The organism is Streptomyces sp. ID05-26A (genome assembly GCF_033794685.1).
Classification (GTDB): Bacteria; Actinomycetota; Actinomycetes; order Mycobacteriales; family Pseudonocardiaceae; genus Lentzea.
Genome location: NZ_JARAYZ010000002.1, coordinates 713591 through 729504, shown reverse-complemented (window position 1 = coordinate 729504; position 15914 = coordinate 713591). Strand labels below are relative to the sequence as shown.

Here is a 15914-nt window from a genome sequence, read left to right as displayed (position 1 = left end):
GTGACCATCAACGATGTCGAGGCGGCGGCGCTGGCCGCGGTGGACGAGGCCGCGATCGGCGGGCTCCTGCTGGACCTGCTCGCGGTGCCGAGCGTGACGGGCAGTGCGGCGGAGTCCGACCTGCAGCACACGCTGGCCGGGCACCTGGAGCGGCTGGACCTGGACGTCGACCTCTGGTCCATGGACCTGCACGCACTGCGTTCGCACCAGGACTTTCCCGGTGGTGAGGCCCCGCGCACCGAGGCCTGGGGGCTGGTGGGCGGCAGCCGTGCGACCGGCGACGGGCCGACGTTGATCCTGCAGGGGCACGTCGACGTGGTCCCGCCCGGTGACCTGGCGCAGTGGGACGGCGATCCGTTCCGCCCCCGGACCGTCGGCGACGTGGTGCACGGCAGGGGAGCGTGCGACATGAAGGCGGGTGTGGTGGCGATCCTCGCCGCGCTGACCGCGATCCGTGCGGCGAACGCGCGGTTGCGGGGCCAGGTGTCGGTGCACTTCGTGGTCAGCGAGGAGGACGGCGGGCTCGGCGCGTTCGGCACGCTCCAGCGCGGCCACACCGGTGACGCCTGCATCATCACCGAACCGACCAGCGGCGCGCTGATGGTCGCCAACGGCGGCGCCCTGACGTTCCGCATCGAGGTCCCCGGCCAGGCCACGCACGGCAGCACCCGCTACGCCGGGGCCAGCGCCATCGACGCCTACCTGCCGATCCACGCCGCGCTCGCCCGTCTCGAGGCCCGGCGCAACGTCGGCGCCGATCCGCTGATGTCCGGCTGGAAGATCCCGTACCCGCTGTCGGTCGGCACGCTGCAGGCCGGCGACTGGGCGAGCAGCGTGCCGGACCTGCTGGTCGCCGAGGGACGACTGGGCGTGGCGCTCGACGAGGATCCCGCCGCGGCCCGCGCCGAACTGGAGGCGTGCGTGGCCGAAGCCTGCGCGTCGGACCCGTGGCTGCGGGCGCACCCGGCCGTCGTGACGTGGCCCGGTGGTCAGTTCGCCAGCGGCCGGTTGCCGGTCGGCCATCCGCTGGCGGACCTGGTCGCCGCCGCGCACGCCGACGTCACCGGGGCCTCGCGGCCCGCCGAGCAGGGTGCTCCGTACGGCAGTGACCTGCGTCTTTACGCGGGAGCGGGGATCCCGACGCTGCAGTACGGGCCCGGTGACGTGCGGTTCGCCCACGGCCCGCAGGAGCAGGTCTCGGTCAGCGAGATCGTCACCGTGGCACGCGCCCTGGTCCTGGCCACCCTGCGCACGGTCGGGTGACTGGCCCAACGACAGGGCCTGGCCGGCAAGTTCACCGAGCCCCGACAGCGGCGAACGGGTGAAAGAAGACTCTCCGGCCTGCTACGCCGTTTGGCTGCGTAACGTGCGCCACCCTGCTCCGATCACCAAGCGGGAGCGGGAAAAGGGGGTTCGATGCACTTCTCGCGGAGCTCGAAGCGGTTCTTCGACGACGACGGCCTCCACGACGTCATCGACAACGTGGCCGCGCAACGGTCCTTGGTGATCTATGCGGGCGCCGGGGTGACGATCGACCGCACGGGTCTGAGCTGGCCCGCACTCGTCGAGAAGCTCCTGGGAAAGCGCAAGCCGTTGCCGGTCGCCGACGCGATCATGAAGACCAACACCCCTCTGCAGGCGGCGTCCATCGCCTCCCAGCTCTACGCCGACCGGTCAACCGGCTGGGAAACCCACCTCGTCAACGAGATCAGGGCCCTGCTCTACGAGGGGAGGGACTGGCAGCAGGGCGGGTTGGCACGGGCTGTGGTCAGCCTCGCCGCCGAACTGGTCGACCACGGCAAGACCTTCCACCTGGCCACCACGAACTACGACGAGTTCATCCAGCAGGAGATGGAGTTGTTGAACCTGGGGCGCAAGGACTTGGGCGCCTCGCGAGTGGACGTGCCCGTGTCCGTGATCGAGACGCGCCACGCGAACCCCGACTTCCACCTGCCCGACCACACGAGGCCCGGTCAGATCCTGCACCTGCACGGCTACGTGCCCAAGGAGGGCGGCGCGCAGCACGCGACGGTGGTGCTCAGCGAACGCGACTACATGGTTGCCTACAAGCGTTCGAGCGCCGTTCTGGAGGAGTTGTTCGAGCAGCACTCGGTGGTCATCCTCGGGTCCAGCCTGATCGACCCGCCGCTGCTCAACGCCCTGGCCGCCACCATGCCCGCACCCGGTGAGGACCGGCTGCGCGTGGCCGTCGTGCCGCTGCAGGGAATGGGATTCCCGGACGTGGCGGACGCGACGATCGAGGACGTGAAGAGCAGTGTCGCCGACCGCATGAAGTCCTTCGGCGTGCAGGCCGTGATCCCCGACTTCTACTACCAGGTCGCGCAGCTGGTCACCGAGGTCAAGGTCCGCGTGCGGCGCACGGCGGCCACGTCCACCACCCTGCCCTCCCGGCCTTACCGGGAACGGCTGGGCACGTGGTGGACGTTCTGGCACGGCGCTCGCAAGGGGGATTTCGAGGCGCGGCAGCAGACCGACCACGATCTCCTGTCCCAGGCCCTGGGTCGGATCAGGGCCACGCTGGGCGTGCCGCGCGACGAGTTGATGAAACTGGAGATCTGGGTCCGGTGGGATCCGGTGAAGACGGGTCGACTCCGCTTGTGGGCGTCGACGGCGAGCCTGTGGCGGAACGTGGAGATGATGAGGTCCGCGGAAATCGTGGCTGACTCCGCGTACGAGTCGGTCCGGGCGTTCTGCGCGGGTCGCCCGGTGATCTTCCCGGGTGACGACGACGCGCGCGAAGGTCGCAGCGACCGCTGGCACACCTACCTTTGCGTGCCCGTTCGCCTGGACGAGCAGTCCGGGGATCTGCCGGTCGCCGTCATCTCGCTGGCGTCGATGAAGGTGAAGCCGAAGTCGAAGATCAACGAGGACAACGGCGCGCACATCAGCAAGGTGGTCTCCACGGAGATGAAGACCGTCGCCAGGCTGATCGTCAGCGGATGACCTGGCTCGCGCGGCGGTACTGGTCCACCCGTTGCCGGAGGTCGGCGCGGATGTCGGCTTCCAGTTCCGCGCGCGGTCTGGGGTCGCCCAACTCCGCGCTCGACTCGACCTCGCGCGCGACGAGCTCGTCGAACGACAGGTGCTCCGCCCGCTTGGTCCGCACCAGCACGGGCCCGATCAACTCGTAGAACCATCCGTCCGGCAGATCCGTCGTCCCGGTTCCGTGCGCCATGTCGCTCACCTCGCACCGTCGCTCTCTGTAGAGGTGTATCGCCGCGACCTGCCACGGCGCTACCGGACTCGATGTCCGCAGAGGTCGAAGTCGCGGACGTCGGTTGTGAACACCATGACCCCGCCGTAGCTGCGCCGCAAGCTTCACGAGCCTCACGTCCGTCAGCGCCGCTGAGACAGGACGGCCACTGCCCAACGGAACTCTCGGCCCGCCAATCCTGGCCGCCGATAATGTTCACTTATCGGCGGCCAGAACTTTCCCGCCCAATTGGGTAGCGTTGCGTTGGTTAACGTTATTGCACACGTAATTCTGCTACGCTATCGCCGTGGAGACGAGCTGTAACTTCCCCGGCTGTGAGCGCCCCGTTTTTCGAGGTGGCGGGCCTGGCAGGCCCTCGGAGTACTGCGATCTGCCGGAGCACACGCGCTGGCGGGCGTGGCGAGAGAGGCAGCGGCTGGCGGAAACCCCCGAGCAAAACCTGGAGGTCGTCACCGTGACGAATCTCCCCAGGGTCTCCGGTACCGCCAAGATCAGGGCTGAAGAGCTCCTCGACCGGTTCCGGGTGCTGTCGGAGCAGATGACGCTGACCCTCGGACGGGCTGTCGGCGAGCTGAACGCGATGGCCGACCCGAGCGTTGCCGAGAGTCTGGTGCAGGCCGCCGAGGCCGAGGCCGCACGACGGGTCGCGGAGGCGCAGGCCGAGGTGGCCGCCGCGGAACGACGCCGGCACGAGGCGGAGCAGGCGCGCAAGACCGCCGAGGAGACCACCGAACAGGCGGTGCGCGCGGCGGAGGAGGCCGACGACGCCGTCGACACCGCGGTGACGGAACGGGACGAGGCTCGCGAGGCGGCACGGGCCGCTGCCGAACGCGCTGACGCGGAGATCGCCGAGGTCCGGGTGCAGGCCGCCGCGGTGGTCGAGGAGATCCGGGCCGAGGCCGACGAGAAGGTGCGTCAGGCACTGGAGGTGGCCGAGCAGGCGAAGGCCGATGCGGTGAAGCACGCCGAGCAGGCGCGGCGGCAGGCGGCCAAGGAGATCGAACAGGTCCGCGCCCAGGCCGTGCACGAGGTCGAGCAGGCGCGTGCGCAGGCGCAGACGGTCGTGGACCAGGCCAAGGTTGAGGCGACCGCGGCGGCCGAGGCCGCTGACCAGGCACGACAGAAGGCTGCGGAGACCGTCAGCCGGGCCGCGAAGGCACGGGACCTGGCTGTGGTGCGGGCTGAGCGCGCGGAGCAGGCCGCCGCGGACGCGCGGGCCGAGCTCGAGCGGTCACGCGGGGAGTTCGAGACGCGGTTCGCGCAGGTCAGGCAAGAGAGCGCGGAGCAGGTGGCGGCGGTGCGACAGACGCTGGCGGTCGTGGAGGACGCGCGTGCTCAGACGCTGACCCGGGCCGAGCGCGCGGAGCGTCAGCTCGACGAGGCGGCAGAGGAGCTGCGGGCGGCGCGGCGGGCGAAGACCTCGTCCTGAGAGGCGGCCATCTCGCGCAGGGCGGACTTGCGTTCGCGCTGGGTGAGCCGGTCCAGGTAGAGCCTGCCGTGGAGGTGGTCGGTCTCGTGCTGCAGGCAGCGGGCGAAGTAGCCCTTGCCCTCGACGACGATCGGGATGCCGTCCTTGTCCTGGCCGCGCACGACGGCGCGGTCGGGGCGGGCCACGATCCGGTACGGGCCTGGCACTGACAGGCAGCCCTCCGGCTCTTCGAGGAGAGTGCGCTGGTCAGCGGGCAGGTCGTCGAGCACGGGGTTGAGGATGTGCCCGGTGTGGCGGGTTCCCCACTCGTCGGTCATGTCCCACACGAACAGCTGCAGGTCGACGCCGACCTGGTTCGCGGCGATGGCGGCGCCCTCGGCCACGTGGTTGGTGGCGACCATGTCCTCGATCAGCCGGGTGAGCTCCGGCGTGCCGAACTCGGTGACCTCGCGGCAGCGGCGGGTCAGGATCTCTTCGCCGACGACGGTGATGCGGCGCGGTGAACCAGGCATGCTTTGCAAAGTAGCAGTCTTTGCAAAGCAATCGGTAGGGTGGCCGTCATGTCCCGACGCCCGCTCCCGGACCACCCCGTGCGCCTCGCGTTGCTCGACCTGCTGGCCGAGCACGGCACGTTGACCTCGACCCAGGCCGCCGCACGACTCGGGCAGAGCTCGGGGTTGTGCTCGTTCCACCTGCGGCAACTCGCTGAGCTGGGGTTGATCGAGGAGGCGCCGCACCAGGGCGGCAAGGCACGCCCGTGGCAGCTGCGGTGGGAGACCGACGAGGAGCCGGTGGACGACGCGGTCACCACGCTCATCCACGTGACCCCGGACGAGATGGCGGAGATCGGCGCGTCGATCCGGCGGCTGCTGTTCCGCTACCGCGACCGGGGCACGCGACCCGCGGACGCCGTGGCCGTGACGGCGGAGGTCAGGTTGCGCGCCGGGAACCCAGTAGGCTGACCGGCGATGGACGAGCTGAAAGGCGACTGCGCCAACTGTTTCGGGTTGTGCTGCGTCGCGCTGCCGTTCGCCAGGTCGGCGGACTTCGCGGCCACCAAGGACGCGGGCACACCCTGCCGGAACCTGCTGGCCGACCACTCCTGCGGCATCCACGACCAGCTGCGGCAGAAGGGCTATGCCGGCTGCACGGTCTACGACTGCTTCGGCGCGGGCCAGCGCGTGTCGCAGACGGTGTTCGCCGGCGTCGACTGGCGCACCGCCGAGCGGCAGAAGATGTTCGCGGTGTTCCCGGTCGTCCGGCAACTGCACGAACTGCTCTGGTACCTCGCCGAGGCACGCCGCCTGGACCCGCACGACGACCTCGCCGAGGCCTACGCCGACGTCGAGCAGCACACCGTCGCGACGCCGGACGGCATCCTCGCGCTCGACGTCGCGGAGATCAGGGCGAAGGTGAACGTCCTGCTGCTGCGCACCAGCGAACGGCTGCGGACCAGCGCGAAGTCCTACCGGGGCGCGGACCTGATCGGCGCACGGCTGCGCAACAAGAACCTGAGCAGCGCGGACTTCCGCGGCGCATACCTGATCGGCGCGGATCTCACGAACTCCGACCTGTCACGGGCGGACATGATCGGCGCCGATCTGCGCGGTGCGGACCTGTCGGGCGCGGATCTGAGCACGTGCCTGTTCCTGACCCAGCCGCAGGTCAACGCGGCGCGTGGCAACGCGAGGACGAAGCTGCCCGAGGCGTTGTCCCGGCCCGCGCACTGGACGGCCCAGCCCACCCGGCGCCGCTGACACTTCCCCCGTAGGTGTGACGGCTCTACCAGCGGTTTCGGTTTGACTGAAAATTCAGTCAGGGTTACCGTGGGGTATGAACAGGCGCAACTTCGTGCAGTCGGCGGCAGCGGCCCTCAGCGGTCTGCTCGCCGGCTGTGGACGCGAGACCGGCGGCGAGAAGTCGTGGGTCATGCCCGAGGAGGGGCAGCCGCACCGGCGGACGTGGATGGCGTTCGCGGCCAGCGAGCGGATCTGGGGCCGGGACCTGCTGCCCCAGGTGCGGCGTGACCAGGCCACGATCGCGACCACGATCGCCCGGTTCGAACCGGTGTCGATGTTGGTGCGGGCCGAGGACCTGGAACTGGCGAGGTCGTTGATGCCAGGGGTCGAGCTGGTGACCTCGGAGCTCGACGACCTGTGGATGCGCGACACCGGACCGGTCTTCGTGCGCGGCGGCGGCGCGGTCGACTTCAACTTCAACGGCTGGGGCGGCAAGCAGGAGCACCGCCGGGACGCGAAGATCGCGGGGTTCGTCGCCGGCCAGGCCGGTGCCGAGCGGGTGCGCACGGATCTGGTGCTCGAGGGTGGGGCGCTGGAGGTCGACGGTGAGGGCACGGCGATCATCACCGAGAGCTGTGTGCTCAACGGCAACCGCAACCGGGGCTGGAAGAAGAGCGACGTCGAGGCCGAGCTCGCGCACCTGCTGGGGATCAGGAAGGTGATCTGGCTGCCGGGCATCGCCGGGCGCGACATCACCGACGGCCACACGGACTTCTACGCGCGCTTCGCCGGGCCCGGTGTGGTGGTGGCGGGACTGGACAACGACCCCGAGTCGTTCGACTACGACGTGACGCGCCGCCACCTGGAGATCCTGCGCGGGGCCACGGACGCGGCGGGAAGGCCGCTGCGGGTGGAGGTGATGGAGGGGCCGGAGACGGTGCGGGTGCGTGATGAGGACTTCGCGGCCGGGTACATCAACTTCTACGTGTGCAACGGCGCGGTGGTCGGGCCGGAGTTCGGTGACCGGCGGGCGGACGCCGCGGCGAAGGCGACGATGGAGCGGCTGTTCCCCGGACGTACGGTGGTGCAGATCAACATCGACGGCATCGCGTCGGGCGGTGGCGGCATCCACTGCACCACCCAGCAGGAACCCCAACAGCAGGAACGCCAGTAGTGAGGAGGGCGCCCGTGTCGGAGCGCAGGACCCAGATGCTCGAGGCCGCGGTGCGGGTGATCGCGCAGGACGGTGTGCGCGGGCTGCGCGTCGAGAAGCTCGCGGCCGAGGCCGGGGTGTCCACGGCGTTGATCTACTACCACTTCAAGGACCGTGCCGGGATCCTGCGGGCCGCACTGGAGCACGTGAACCAGCGCGCGCAGTCCTACACCGACGGCGCCGGGTCCGACGACCCGCGCGTGCGGGTCGAGCAGATGCTCCTGGGTGAGCTGCAGGACGACGCGGTGGTGCGGGAGACCAGCGTCGCGTGGGGTGAGCTGCGGGCCAGCGCGGCGTTCCACGAGGAGCTGCGCGCGACGTTGCGCACGGCCACCGAGGCGTGGAACGCCGACGTCGAAACCCTGGTGCGGCAGGTGAACCCGGAGCTCGACGCGGCGGCGGCCGCCGAACGGCTCACCGCGCTCGTCGAGGGGCTGAGCGAGCGCTGGCACAGCGGCTCGCTGACCCTGCGGCGGGCGCGGGAACTGCTGGCCGGCGCGATCGCCCGCGAACTCGGCCAGACCGACTAGACCGACTAGACCGACAGGCGCTGCTGGGCGACGGCGCGGGCGAAGCCCTCCACGTTGTCGATCATGATGTTGTGGCCGGTGTTCGGCACGGAGACGAGCTGCACACCGGCTCCGGAGAGTTCGCGGCCGCCGCCGGGCGGGGCGTCCTCGGGGTGCAGCAGGACGCGCGGGATCTCCAGTTCCAGCAACAGTTTGCGCATCGTCGGGGACGTGCCGCGAACGAGGTCGACGGCGCTGCGGTAGAGGGCTTCGCGGCCTGCCATGCGCATGGTGGCGGCCCAGTGCGGGCCCACGTCGCGCAGCACGCGGTCGAAGCCGTGGCTGAGGAAGTCCGCCTCGCCGTAGGCGGCGATGCCCCGGCTGCCGGGGGCGCCGAGCGAGGGGGTGGTGGGGTCGATGTTGGGGTCGACGAGCACGAGCGAGCGCACCATCTCGGGGTGGCGTGCGGCGAGCACGATGGCGACGGCGCCGCCCATGCTGTGGCCGATGATCTCGCAGCGGCGCAGGCCGATCTTCGCGAGCGCGACGGCGAGGGCGTCGGCGTGGCCCTCGAGTGAGTAGGCGAAGCCCGCGGGGCGGTCGCTGATGCCGAAGCCGAGCAGGTCCAGCATGAGGCTGCGGCGTCCGGACAGCAGCGGGTGCGCGACTGCCTCGGCGTAGTAGGGCGCCGACGAGGCGCCCAGTCCGTGCAGGTAGACGCGTGCCGGTGTGGCACCCGGCACTTCGACCCAGCGGATCCGGACCCCAGGTCTGATCTCGACGGCGCGCATGTCTCTCCCGGCGGTTAATCGGTTTCCGGACCCTACCTCGCGCTCAGACGGGCCGAGAGCGGTTTCGAGAGTCCGTTCTCATCTAGTCAACGAGCCGCGCGGACACCACTGCGAGCAGCAGCGTCACGGCGGTGAACACGAAGGTGTAGCTGAATCCTATGGCGGCGTGCAGGGGGCGTGATCGCGCTCCCTCGCACAGGTGCAGCTGCCAGTAGCCGGCGCCGAGGCCGAAGACCAGCCAGGGCAGGACGACCAGCGGTGGTACCGGCCCGCCCAGCAGGCCGCCGACCGTGAACGGGGTGGCGGCGGTGATCGCGCCGGTGGCGACGGCCATCGGCCAGGGGTGCTCGGCGGGGTCGCTCGAGATCGTGCCGGCGGCGGCCGCGACGGCTGTCGCGAGCAGCACGGCGGTGATCGGGACGGCGAGCAGCCAGGCTTCGTGGGAGCCGGTGACCGGGACGAGGGCGATCGCGAGCAGGAGCACGACGGCGGTCGGTGTCAGCGGCAGCACCCAGGCGCGGCGGAGGGGCACCGCGTGATGTTCGTCCTTCCCGGCGCGGATCGACAGCGACCGAACGGCGGCTTTTAACGCGCGTCCGCCGGGTTTGGCAAGCCTTGGTGGCCAAGGGTCCGGCATGTGGTCACCGTTGGCTGATCTTGTCCGGCTGCGGATGATGACCATCACCTGCCCCCGCGACGGATTGGACGCCGCCATGCGACAACTGCTCCTCCTCGCGTTGGTGGGCCTCGGTGCCCAAGCTCGTCGACGGCAGCCTGGGCATGGCGTACGGCGTCACCTCGACGACGCTGCTGCTGGCGATCGGCACGAACCCCGCCGCGGCGTCGGCGACGGTGCACCTCGCCGAGATCGGCACGACGCTGGCGTCCGGGTTCTCGCACTGGCGCTTCGGCAACGTCGACTGGAAGGTCGTCGCGAAGATCGGCATCCCGGGCGCGGTGGGCGCGTTCGCCGGCGCGACGTTCCTGTCGAGCCTGTCGACCGAGGTCGCGGCCCCGGTCATGTCACTGGTGCTCCTCGCTCTCGGCCTGTACGTGCTGATCCGGTTCACGACGTTCGGGCTGCCCAAGACCACCCCTTGGCAAGCCGCTGCGCAAGAGGTTCCTCGCGCCGCTGGGCCTGGTCGCCGGGTTCGTCGACTCGACCGGTGGCGGTGGCTGGGGCCCGGTCGGCACCCCGGCGATCCTCGCCAGCGGCCGGTTGGAGCCTCGCAAGACGATCGGGTCGATCGACACCAGCGAGTTCCTCGTCGCGGTGGCGGCGAGCGTCGGTTTCATCGTCGGCATCGGCAACGAGGGCGTGAACTACTCCTGGGTGCTGGCGCTGCTCGCCGGTGGCCTCATCGCGGCGCCGATCGCGGCGTGGCTGGTCCGGCACATCCCGCCGCGCGTGCTGGGCTCCGCGGTCGGTGGCGTGATCATCCTGACCAACGTCCGCACCCTGCTGCGCAGTGACTGGATCGACGCGAGCGACGCGGTGAAGTGGCCGATCTACGGGCTGATCTACGTGGTGTGGGCGGCGGCGCTGGCGTACTCGATCCAGCAGTACCGCGCGACCCGCGACGTGGAGAGCGAGCAGACCGAGAAGGTATGAGCCCGCTGGTCAGCGCCGGTTCGTGACGACCGTCGTGACCAGCAGGACCGCGCCGAAGACCGCCGGCACCGCGCTCACGACCGCGAGCATGGCCAGCCCGAACTGGGTGCCGCCGGTCTCGTCGGCGACAGCGAAGACCCGCAGCACCGCCCAGGTCGCCACCCCCGCGCCCACCACGGTGACCGCGCTCAGGCCGAGGACCGACCGCCGCAGGCTGTGGGGACGTAATGGTCTGCGGATGGCCTCCTGGCAGTGCTCACCGAGCGCGGCCAGGAGGGCGGGGAAGTCGGCCGCGGAGTTGCCCAGCCCCAGCGTCACGCCGTCGTCGAACTGGACGCTGCACCGCACCACCTCGCCCGAGGGCCGGCCGGACGTCTGCATCCGGACGGCCTGTACCCGCTCCCACGTCCACGACCGCCGCACCCCGCCCTTGACCTGCGCGATGCCGCCTTCGTGCAACTCATAGGTCTCCGGGACGCGGGCCCCCGGTCTCAGCCCCAGCGCCGCGATCAACGCCAGTGGTGTGAAGGGCAGCAGGAAGAGCAGACCGGCGTACTCCAGGCCGTCGAGGTCGACGAACAGCATCGCGATCAGCGGCAGCAGGAACAGCAGCGCGCCGCCCAGCGCGAGCTGGGCGAGGCTTCGCCGGTGTTCGAGGTCGACGGGGTGCGTGCTCACGAGTGGGCCCATGCCGATCACGGTAGCGACGGGGTCTGACACTGCCGGCGGCCTCGATCAGGATCCCCGATGGGGTCAGTCGATCCCCAGTGCGGCGCTCGCGGCGGTGACGGTCGTGGCCCGCAGTCCGCCGAACGGGGCGTCGGGGAACTGCATGGTGCAGTCCTGCATGCCGCCGAACGCGAGCACCGCGCGGCTGGGCGTGTGGGGGCTGACGCGAGGCGCGCAGGTGCTCACGTCGTTGCCGTCGTGGATGGTGCGGCCGCGGCCAAGCTCGACTCGCAGGGCCTGCGGATGCACGACTCGATGCGCGTGCAGGACTACGACCGTCAGGGCGCCGGCGCACCGGCGCCCTGACGGCTCACCTCAGAACTGCAGGCTCCACTTGTCGAGGAACCCGGTGTCCTGGTTGGCGTTGTCGTTGACCCTCAGCTGCCACGTGCCGTTGGCGGCCTCGCTGGAGGCGTTGACGGTGTAGGTGGTGTTGATGTTGTCCGTGCCGCCGCCGGAGCGGTTGTGCAGCACGTACACCGTGCCGTCCGGAGCTACCAGGTCCACCTTCAGGTCGCCCTGGTAGGTGTGCTTGATGTCCACGGCGACCTTGAGCGTCGACGGGGCGTTGCCCGTGAGCCCGGACGAGGTGATCGGGGAGTTGATCGTCGTGTTGTCCCTGATCTGGAAGTCGGCGGCGTTCTCGAAGAACTTGCCACCGGGGTCCGGCGGGTTCACGCCGCAGTACTGCGCTTCCTTGCCGATCGCCTCGTACGGGCAGTCGGCGCGGTCGAGCAGCTGCAGCACGGCCTCCTTGTTGCGGGCGGTCTGCGCCGGGATCACCTCGTCGGGCGGGTAGAAGCCGCCACCGCCGGCGCTGCCGGGGTACATCTCGAAGGTGTAGGCGAAGATGCCCTGCGTGCCCCACAGCCAGTCCGGGATCGACCCGTCGGTGATGTAGAGGTCACTGGACTGCTCGGGCGTGTAGTTGTTCGTCGACGCCATCGACTGGCCGATGGTGGCGAACGTGTCGCGCTGGTCCTGGGTCAGGCCCGGTGCGACGTCGTCGTAGGTCCAGCCCCACGGCCACAGGATGAGCTCGCTGTAGGTGTGGAAGTCGATGGACGCGGTGATCTGCTGCTTGCCGCCGACGTTGCGGCCGCGCACGAAGTCGGCCACGACCTTCACCTCGGGCGCGGACTCCGCGTTCGGCCCGCGGTAGGTGTCCGAACCGGTGCTGCCGCTGGAACCGCCGCAGCAGCCCCACTTGTAGTTCCAGTTGCGGTTGAGGTCGGTGCCGACGTTGGCCGAACCGGCGTTGGGCTGCCGGTTCTTGCGCCACGACCGGTAGGTGCCGGTCGCGATGTCGTACTCGCCGCCGTCGGGGTTGACGTCCGGGATGATCCAGATCTCGCGGGTGTCCACGAGGCCCTTGATGCGCGCGTCGGACGCGTACTGGCTCGTGAACTGGTTGATCAGGTACAGCGCCATCTCGACGGTGAGGTGCTCACGCGCGTGCTGGTGCGCGGTGAACAGCACCTCGGGCTCGTTCTCGTCGGCCGCGACGTTGTCGCTGATCTTGAGGGCGAGGATGTCGCGGTTCTCGTAGGTCTTGCCGATGACCTGCTTGCTGATCAGGTTCGGGTACGCCGCGACGGCGTTGTTGATCGCCGTCGTCATCTCGGCGTAGTTGTGGTAGTTCGAGTCCGCCGCGGGGAAGTCGAACGGGCCGATGGCCGAGCTCGCCTCCATCCGCTTGGGCAGCTCGGTGACCTCGAACCCCTGTGCCTTCAGGTTCTTGGCCTCGCGCGCGGTCGCGGTGATCACGACGATGCCGTGCTCCTCGACCGAGTCGATGGCGGCACCGGACTTGGCGAGCTTGGTGCGCTGTTCAGCGGTGCGAACGTTGCTGACCTGGTAGTTCGTCGACGTTTCCTGAGCGCCGGGGGCCGCGCCGGTGGGCACGCCTCCCATGGCGAACACGACGCTCGCGGCGACGGTGACCCCGATCAGGGGTCTGAGATGGCTCTTTCGCATGCAGGGCAACCCTTTCGTACCACGGCAGGACATGGCTCCCCGATGTTTAGTGCGTGTGAAGCCTCACTGTCATCCCGCCATCCGTATGGCGTTAGCTGGTGGGATGGCGCGCTACGACGGTGAGGAGGCCACCTCGTACCGGGTGGCCCGCGAGGTTTCGCTCGAGGGGTTGTCGTCGTGGAGGGACGCGGTGGCACCGTATTTCGCGCCGGGACGCGCGGTGCTGGACCTGGGGGCCGGGACGGGGTTGTTCGTGCGCGCGTTCGGGGCGTGGTTCCCGGAGGTGTCCGTGGTGGCGGTGGAACCGTCCGCGGACATGAGGCGTGCGTCAGGGCTGGAGATGCTCACCGGTGACGCGGGCGCGATCCCGTTGCCGGACGCGTCGGTGGACGTGGTGTGGATGTCGACGGTCGTGCACCACGTGCGCGATCTGCCCGCCGCCGGAGTGGAGCTGCGGCGGGTGCTGCGTCCAGGCGGGGTGGTGGTGCTGCGGTCGTTGTTCCGCGAACGGCATCACGGGATCGGGGTGTTCCGGTTCTTCCCCGAGGCGGTGCGGGCGCTGTCCGGGTTCCCGACGGTCGGCGAGGTCGCGGACGGCATGGGGTTCGCCGTGGACCGGCTGGAGGCGGTGCCTCAGGTGACGGCGTCGTCGTTGGCGGCCAAGGCTTCGACGCTGCGGCAGGAGGCGGACACGCTGCTGAGGTCGCTGTCGGCGCGGGAGTTCGAGGAGGGCCGGGCGCGGTTGCTGGCGGCGGCCGCGGTCGAGTCCGGACCGGTGATGGATCACCTCGACCTGCTGGTGCTCAAGACTGTCGGTGCCGTCTGAGACGCTTCTCGACGTGGACGAGAAGGCACTGCTGCACCGGTATCTGAACGAGGCCCGCGACGCGTTGTTGTGGAAGCTCGACGGCCTGTCGGAGTACGACGTGCGGCGCCCGTTGACGCCGACGGGCACGAACCTGCTGGGCCTGGTGAAGCACGCGGCCGGGGTGGAGCTCAACTACTTCGGCCGCGTGTTCGGCCGTCCCTTCCCCGACGCGCCGCTGTGGTCCACAGCGCAGGCGTTACCGGCCTCGGACATGTACGCCGACCCCGGTGAGTCGCGGGAGTCGGTCGTCGCCTTCTACGGGCGGGTGCGGGCCTACGCAGACGAGACGATCGCGGCGTTGCCGGTGGACGCGCCGGGGGTGGTGCCGTGGTGGTCGGAGAGCCGGCGCGCGGTGTCGTTGCGGGAGGCGCTGCTGGACGTGATCGTCGAGTTGCACCGTCACGCCGGGCACGCGGACGTGGTGCGGGAGCTGGTCGACGGCGCGGTGGGCATGCAGGACGGCAACACGAACATGCCGGAGGTGGACGCGTCCTGGTGGGCGGGGCACCACGCCCGGCTGGAGGAAATCGCCGCCGCCACCGACCCGGCTCTGCGAGGGTGAGGGCATGGCCTCTGACCCGAAAGCCGACCTGCACCGCTACCTGAAGGCCGCCCGCGACGCGCTGTTGTGGAAGCTCGACGGCCTGTCGGAGTACGACGTGCGGCGTCCGTTGACGCCGACGGGCACGAACCTGCTGGGCCTGGTCAAGCACCTGGCCGGGGTCGAGGCGGGCTACTTCGGCGACTGCCTGGGCCGCCCGTTCCCCGAGAAGCTGCCCTTCGACGTGGACGCCGACCCGAACTCGGACATGTTCGCCACGGCCGGGGAGTCTCGGGAGGACGTGCTCGGGTTGTTCGCGCGGGCGACGGCGTTCGCCGACACGAGCATCGAGGAACTGCCGCTGGACGCGCCGGGGGTCGTGCCGTGGTGGCCCGAGGAGCGCAAGTACGTGACGTTGCACCTGCTGCTCGTGCACCAGATCGCGGAGGTGAACCGGCACGCCGGGCACGCGGACATCCTGCGCGAGGGCCTCGACGGCGTGGCGGGGCTGCGTTCGGGCACCTCGAACCTGCCCGAGCAGGACTGGCAGGCCTACCGGGACCGGGTGGAGCAGGAGGCGCGCAAGGCGTCGGGCACGGCGTGACCACGATCGGTGCCACCAGGGCTGGTTCACCACCTGGGAAAGACGGCTGACAAGGTTCCGCGAGGCGATCAATACTGCTGAGCATGGGTAAGGAATACGAGCGGATCGTGCCGCGGCTGTGGGAGTTCATCGAGAACCAGAAGGTGTTCTTCGTGGCCACGGCTCCGCTGGCGGGTGACGGGCACGTCAACCTCTCGCCCAAGGGCCGGCAGGGGACGCTGCGGATCCTCGACGACCGCACGGTGGCCTACCTGGACTTCGGTGGCAGTCACGCCGAGACGATCGCGCATCTGCGGGAGAACGGGCGCGTGACGTTGATGTGGTGTGCGTTCGAGGGGGCGCCGAACATCGTGCGCGTGCACGGCCGCGGTGAGCCGGTGTTCCGCGACGACCCGCGCTTCGCCGGGCTGGTGGCGGGCTTCGGGGAGGCGGACGGGCCGGCGGTGCGGGCGGTGATCGTGGTGCGCGCGGAGCTGATCAGCGACACGTGCGGGTTCGCGGTGCCGTTCATGGACTACCGCAGCGAGCGCGATCTGCACGCCCAGCACTTCGGCCGCAAGACCGACGAGGAATTCCGCGAGTACACGAACAACAAGCCGTACAACATCGCGAGCATCGACGGCCTGCCCGCGGTGGAGCTGCCGTTGCCACCCCGCTGAGAGGGCCT

At 70.1% G+C, this 15914-nt stretch carries 18 protein-coding genes and 1 pseudogene; 12 read left to right on the top strand and 7 right to left on the bottom strand.

The window, feature by feature from the left end:
* Both PV646_RS19110 and PV646_RS19105 read left to right on the top strand, forming a co-directional pair.
* Positions 1-1263, top strand: a complete 1263-nt coding sequence (locus PV646_RS19110; RefSeq protein WP_500343514.1) for an ArgE/DapE family deacylase — start codon at positions 1-3, stop codon at positions 1261-1263.
* Between the two features lie 153 nt (positions 1264-1416).
* Complete coding sequence (locus PV646_RS19105) at positions 1417-2964, top strand: SIR2 family protein (RefSeq protein ID WP_500343513.1); 1548 nt, start codon at positions 1417-1419, stop codon at positions 2962-2964.
* On the opposite strand, the gene PV646_RS19100 is transcribed toward PV646_RS19105, so the two are convergent.
* Entirely contained in the window at positions 2954-3196 is a 243-nt protein-coding gene (locus tag PV646_RS19100) for a hypothetical protein (protein WP_500343512.1), read from the bottom strand. The two genes, PV646_RS19105 and PV646_RS19100, sit on opposite strands and share 11 nt — an antisense overlap.
* A 493-nt stretch (positions 3197-3689) precedes the next feature.
* Here PV646_RS19100 and PV646_RS19095 point away from each other — a divergent pair, with 493 nt between their 5' ends.
* Positions 3690-4664 (top strand): hypothetical protein, encoded by a 975-nt coding sequence (locus tag PV646_RS19095; RefSeq protein ID WP_500343511.1) that lies wholly within the window; start codon positions 3690-3692, stop codon positions 4662-4664.
* Here PV646_RS19095 and def read toward each other — a convergent pair.
* Entirely contained in the window at positions 4604-5176 is a 573-nt protein-coding gene (gene def / locus PV646_RS19090) for a peptide deformylase (protein WP_500343510.1), read from the bottom strand. The genes PV646_RS19095 and def overlap by 61 nt on opposite strands.
* A gap of 48 nt (positions 5177-5224) precedes the next feature.
* On the opposite strand from def, the gene PV646_RS19085 reads away from it, so the two are divergent.
* From PV646_RS19085 to PV646_RS19070, 4 genes are all read left to right on the top strand, one after another.
* Positions 5225-5626, top strand: coding sequence for a helix-turn-helix domain-containing protein (locus PV646_RS19085; protein WP_500343509.1), 402 nt, complete (start codon positions 5225-5227; stop codon positions 5624-5626).
* 6 nt (positions 5627-5632) lie between these two features.
* On the top strand, positions 5633-6421 hold the full coding sequence (locus tag PV646_RS19080; RefSeq protein ID WP_500343508.1) for a pentapeptide repeat-containing protein: 789 nt from the start codon (positions 5633-5635) through the stop codon (positions 6419-6421).
* Between the two features lie 76 nt (positions 6422-6497).
* Positions 6498-7577, top strand: a complete 1080-nt coding sequence (locus tag PV646_RS19075; RefSeq protein WP_500343507.1) for an agmatine deiminase family protein — start codon at positions 6498-6500, stop codon at positions 7575-7577.
* Positions 7578-7591: 14 nt separating this feature from the next.
* Positions 7592-8146, top strand: coding sequence for a TetR/AcrR family transcriptional regulator (locus tag PV646_RS19070; RefSeq protein ID WP_500343506.1), 555 nt, complete (start codon positions 7592-7594; stop codon positions 8144-8146).
* Between the two features lie 5 nt (positions 8147-8151).
* On the opposite strand, the gene PV646_RS19065 is transcribed toward PV646_RS19070, so the two are convergent.
* Together PV646_RS19065 and PV646_RS19060 are read right to left on the bottom strand one after the other, a co-directional pair.
* On the bottom strand, positions 8152-8916 hold the full coding sequence (locus tag PV646_RS19065) for an alpha/beta fold hydrolase (RefSeq protein WP_500343505.1): 765 nt from the start codon (positions 8914-8916) through the stop codon (positions 8152-8154).
* Positions 8917-8998: 82 nt separating this feature from the next.
* Complete coding sequence (locus PV646_RS19060) at positions 8999-9448, bottom strand: hypothetical protein (protein WP_500343504.1); 450 nt, start codon at positions 9446-9448, stop codon at positions 8999-9001.
* A gap of 248 nt (positions 9449-9696) precedes the next feature.
* Between PV646_RS19060 and PV646_RS19055 the strand changes: the two are divergent.
* Positions 9697-10528 (top strand): annotated as a pseudogene (locus tag PV646_RS19055) (sulfite exporter TauE/SafE family protein).
* A gap of 9 nt (positions 10529-10537) precedes the next feature.
* Here the strand turns inward: PV646_RS19055 and PV646_RS19050 are convergent.
* The 3 genes from PV646_RS19050 to PV646_RS19040 form a co-directional block, all read right to left on the bottom strand.
* The gene (locus PV646_RS19050) at positions 10538-11218 is read right to left on the bottom strand and encodes a hypothetical protein (protein WP_500343503.1); all 681 of its coding nucleotides are present in this window, start codon (positions 11216-11218) and stop codon (positions 10538-10540) included.
* Positions 11219-11281: 63 nt separating this feature from the next.
* Positions 11282-11443, bottom strand: a complete 162-nt coding sequence (locus PV646_RS19045; protein ID WP_500343502.1) for a hypothetical protein — start codon at positions 11441-11443, stop codon at positions 11282-11284.
* Positions 11444-11572: 129 nt separating this feature from the next.
* A complete protein-coding gene (locus PV646_RS19040; protein ID WP_500343501.1) occupies positions 11573-13267 on the bottom strand; it encodes a M14 family metallopeptidase in 1695 nt (564 codons plus the stop codon).
* Between the two features lie 70 nt (positions 13268-13337).
* Between PV646_RS19040 and PV646_RS19035 the strand changes: the two genes are divergently transcribed.
* From PV646_RS19035 to PV646_RS19020, 4 genes are all read left to right on the top strand, one after another.
* Positions 13338-14060, top strand: coding sequence for a class I SAM-dependent methyltransferase (locus PV646_RS19035; protein ID WP_500343500.1), 723 nt, complete (start codon positions 13338-13340; stop codon positions 14058-14060).
* Between the two features lie 13 nt (positions 14061-14073).
* Positions 14074-14664 carry a DinB family protein gene (locus tag PV646_RS19030; RefSeq protein WP_500343499.1) on the top strand — a complete coding sequence of 197 codons (591 nt, stop codon included), beginning with the start codon at positions 14074-14076 and terminating at the stop codon, positions 14662-14664.
* 4 nt (positions 14665-14668) lie between these two features.
* On the top strand, positions 14669-15247 hold the full coding sequence (locus PV646_RS19025; protein ID WP_500343498.1) for a DinB family protein: 579 nt from the start codon (positions 14669-14671) through the stop codon (positions 15245-15247).
* An 83-nt stretch (positions 15248-15330) separates the two neighbouring features.
* Positions 15331-15906 carry a pyridoxamine 5'-phosphate oxidase family protein gene (locus PV646_RS19020; protein ID WP_500343497.1) on the top strand — a complete coding sequence of 192 codons (576 nt, stop codon included), beginning with the start codon at positions 15331-15333 and terminating at the stop codon, positions 15904-15906.
* Positions 15907-15914: the final 8 nt, after the last annotated feature.

Coding starts and splice junctions, on each gene's coding strand:
- PV646_RS19105 (WP_500343513.1), top strand. CDS start 1,417: ATGCACTTCTCGCGGAGCTCGAAGCGGTTCTTCGACGACGACGGCCTC.
- PV646_RS19100 (WP_500343512.1), bottom strand. CDS start 3,196: ATGGCGCACGGAACCGGGACGACGGATCTGCCGGACGGATGGTTCTAC.
- def (WP_500343510.1), bottom strand. CDS start 5,176: ATGCCTGGTTCACCGCGCCGCATCACCGTCGTCGGCGAAGAGATCCTG.
- PV646_RS19085 (WP_500343509.1), top strand. CDS start 5,225: ATGTCCCGACGCCCGCTCCCGGACCACCCCGTGCGCCTCGCGTTGCTC.
- PV646_RS19080 (WP_500343508.1), top strand. CDS start 5,633: ATGGACGAGCTGAAAGGCGACTGCGCCAACTGTTTCGGGTTGTGCTGC.
- PV646_RS19075 (WP_500343507.1), top strand. CDS start 6,498: ATGAACAGGCGCAACTTCGTGCAGTCGGCGGCAGCGGCCCTCAGCGGT.
- PV646_RS19065 (WP_500343505.1), bottom strand. CDS start 8,916: ATGCGCGCCGTCGAGATCAGACCTGGGGTCCGGATCCGCTGGGTCGAA.
- PV646_RS19050 (WP_500343503.1), bottom strand. CDS start 11,218: ATGGGCCCACTCGTGAGCACGCACCCCGTCGACCTCGAACACCGGCGA.
- PV646_RS19040 (WP_500343501.1), bottom strand. CDS start 13,267: ATGTCCTGCCGTGGTACGAAAGGGTTGCCCTGCATGCGAAAGAGCCAT.
- PV646_RS19035 (WP_500343500.1), top strand. CDS start 13,338: ATGGCGCGCTACGACGGTGAGGAGGCCACCTCGTACCGGGTGGCCCGC.
- PV646_RS19025 (WP_500343498.1), top strand. CDS start 14,669: ATGGCCTCTGACCCGAAAGCCGACCTGCACCGCTACCTGAAGGCCGCC.
- PV646_RS19020 (WP_500343497.1), top strand. CDS start 15,331: ATGGGTAAGGAATACGAGCGGATCGTGCCGCGGCTGTGGGAGTTCATC.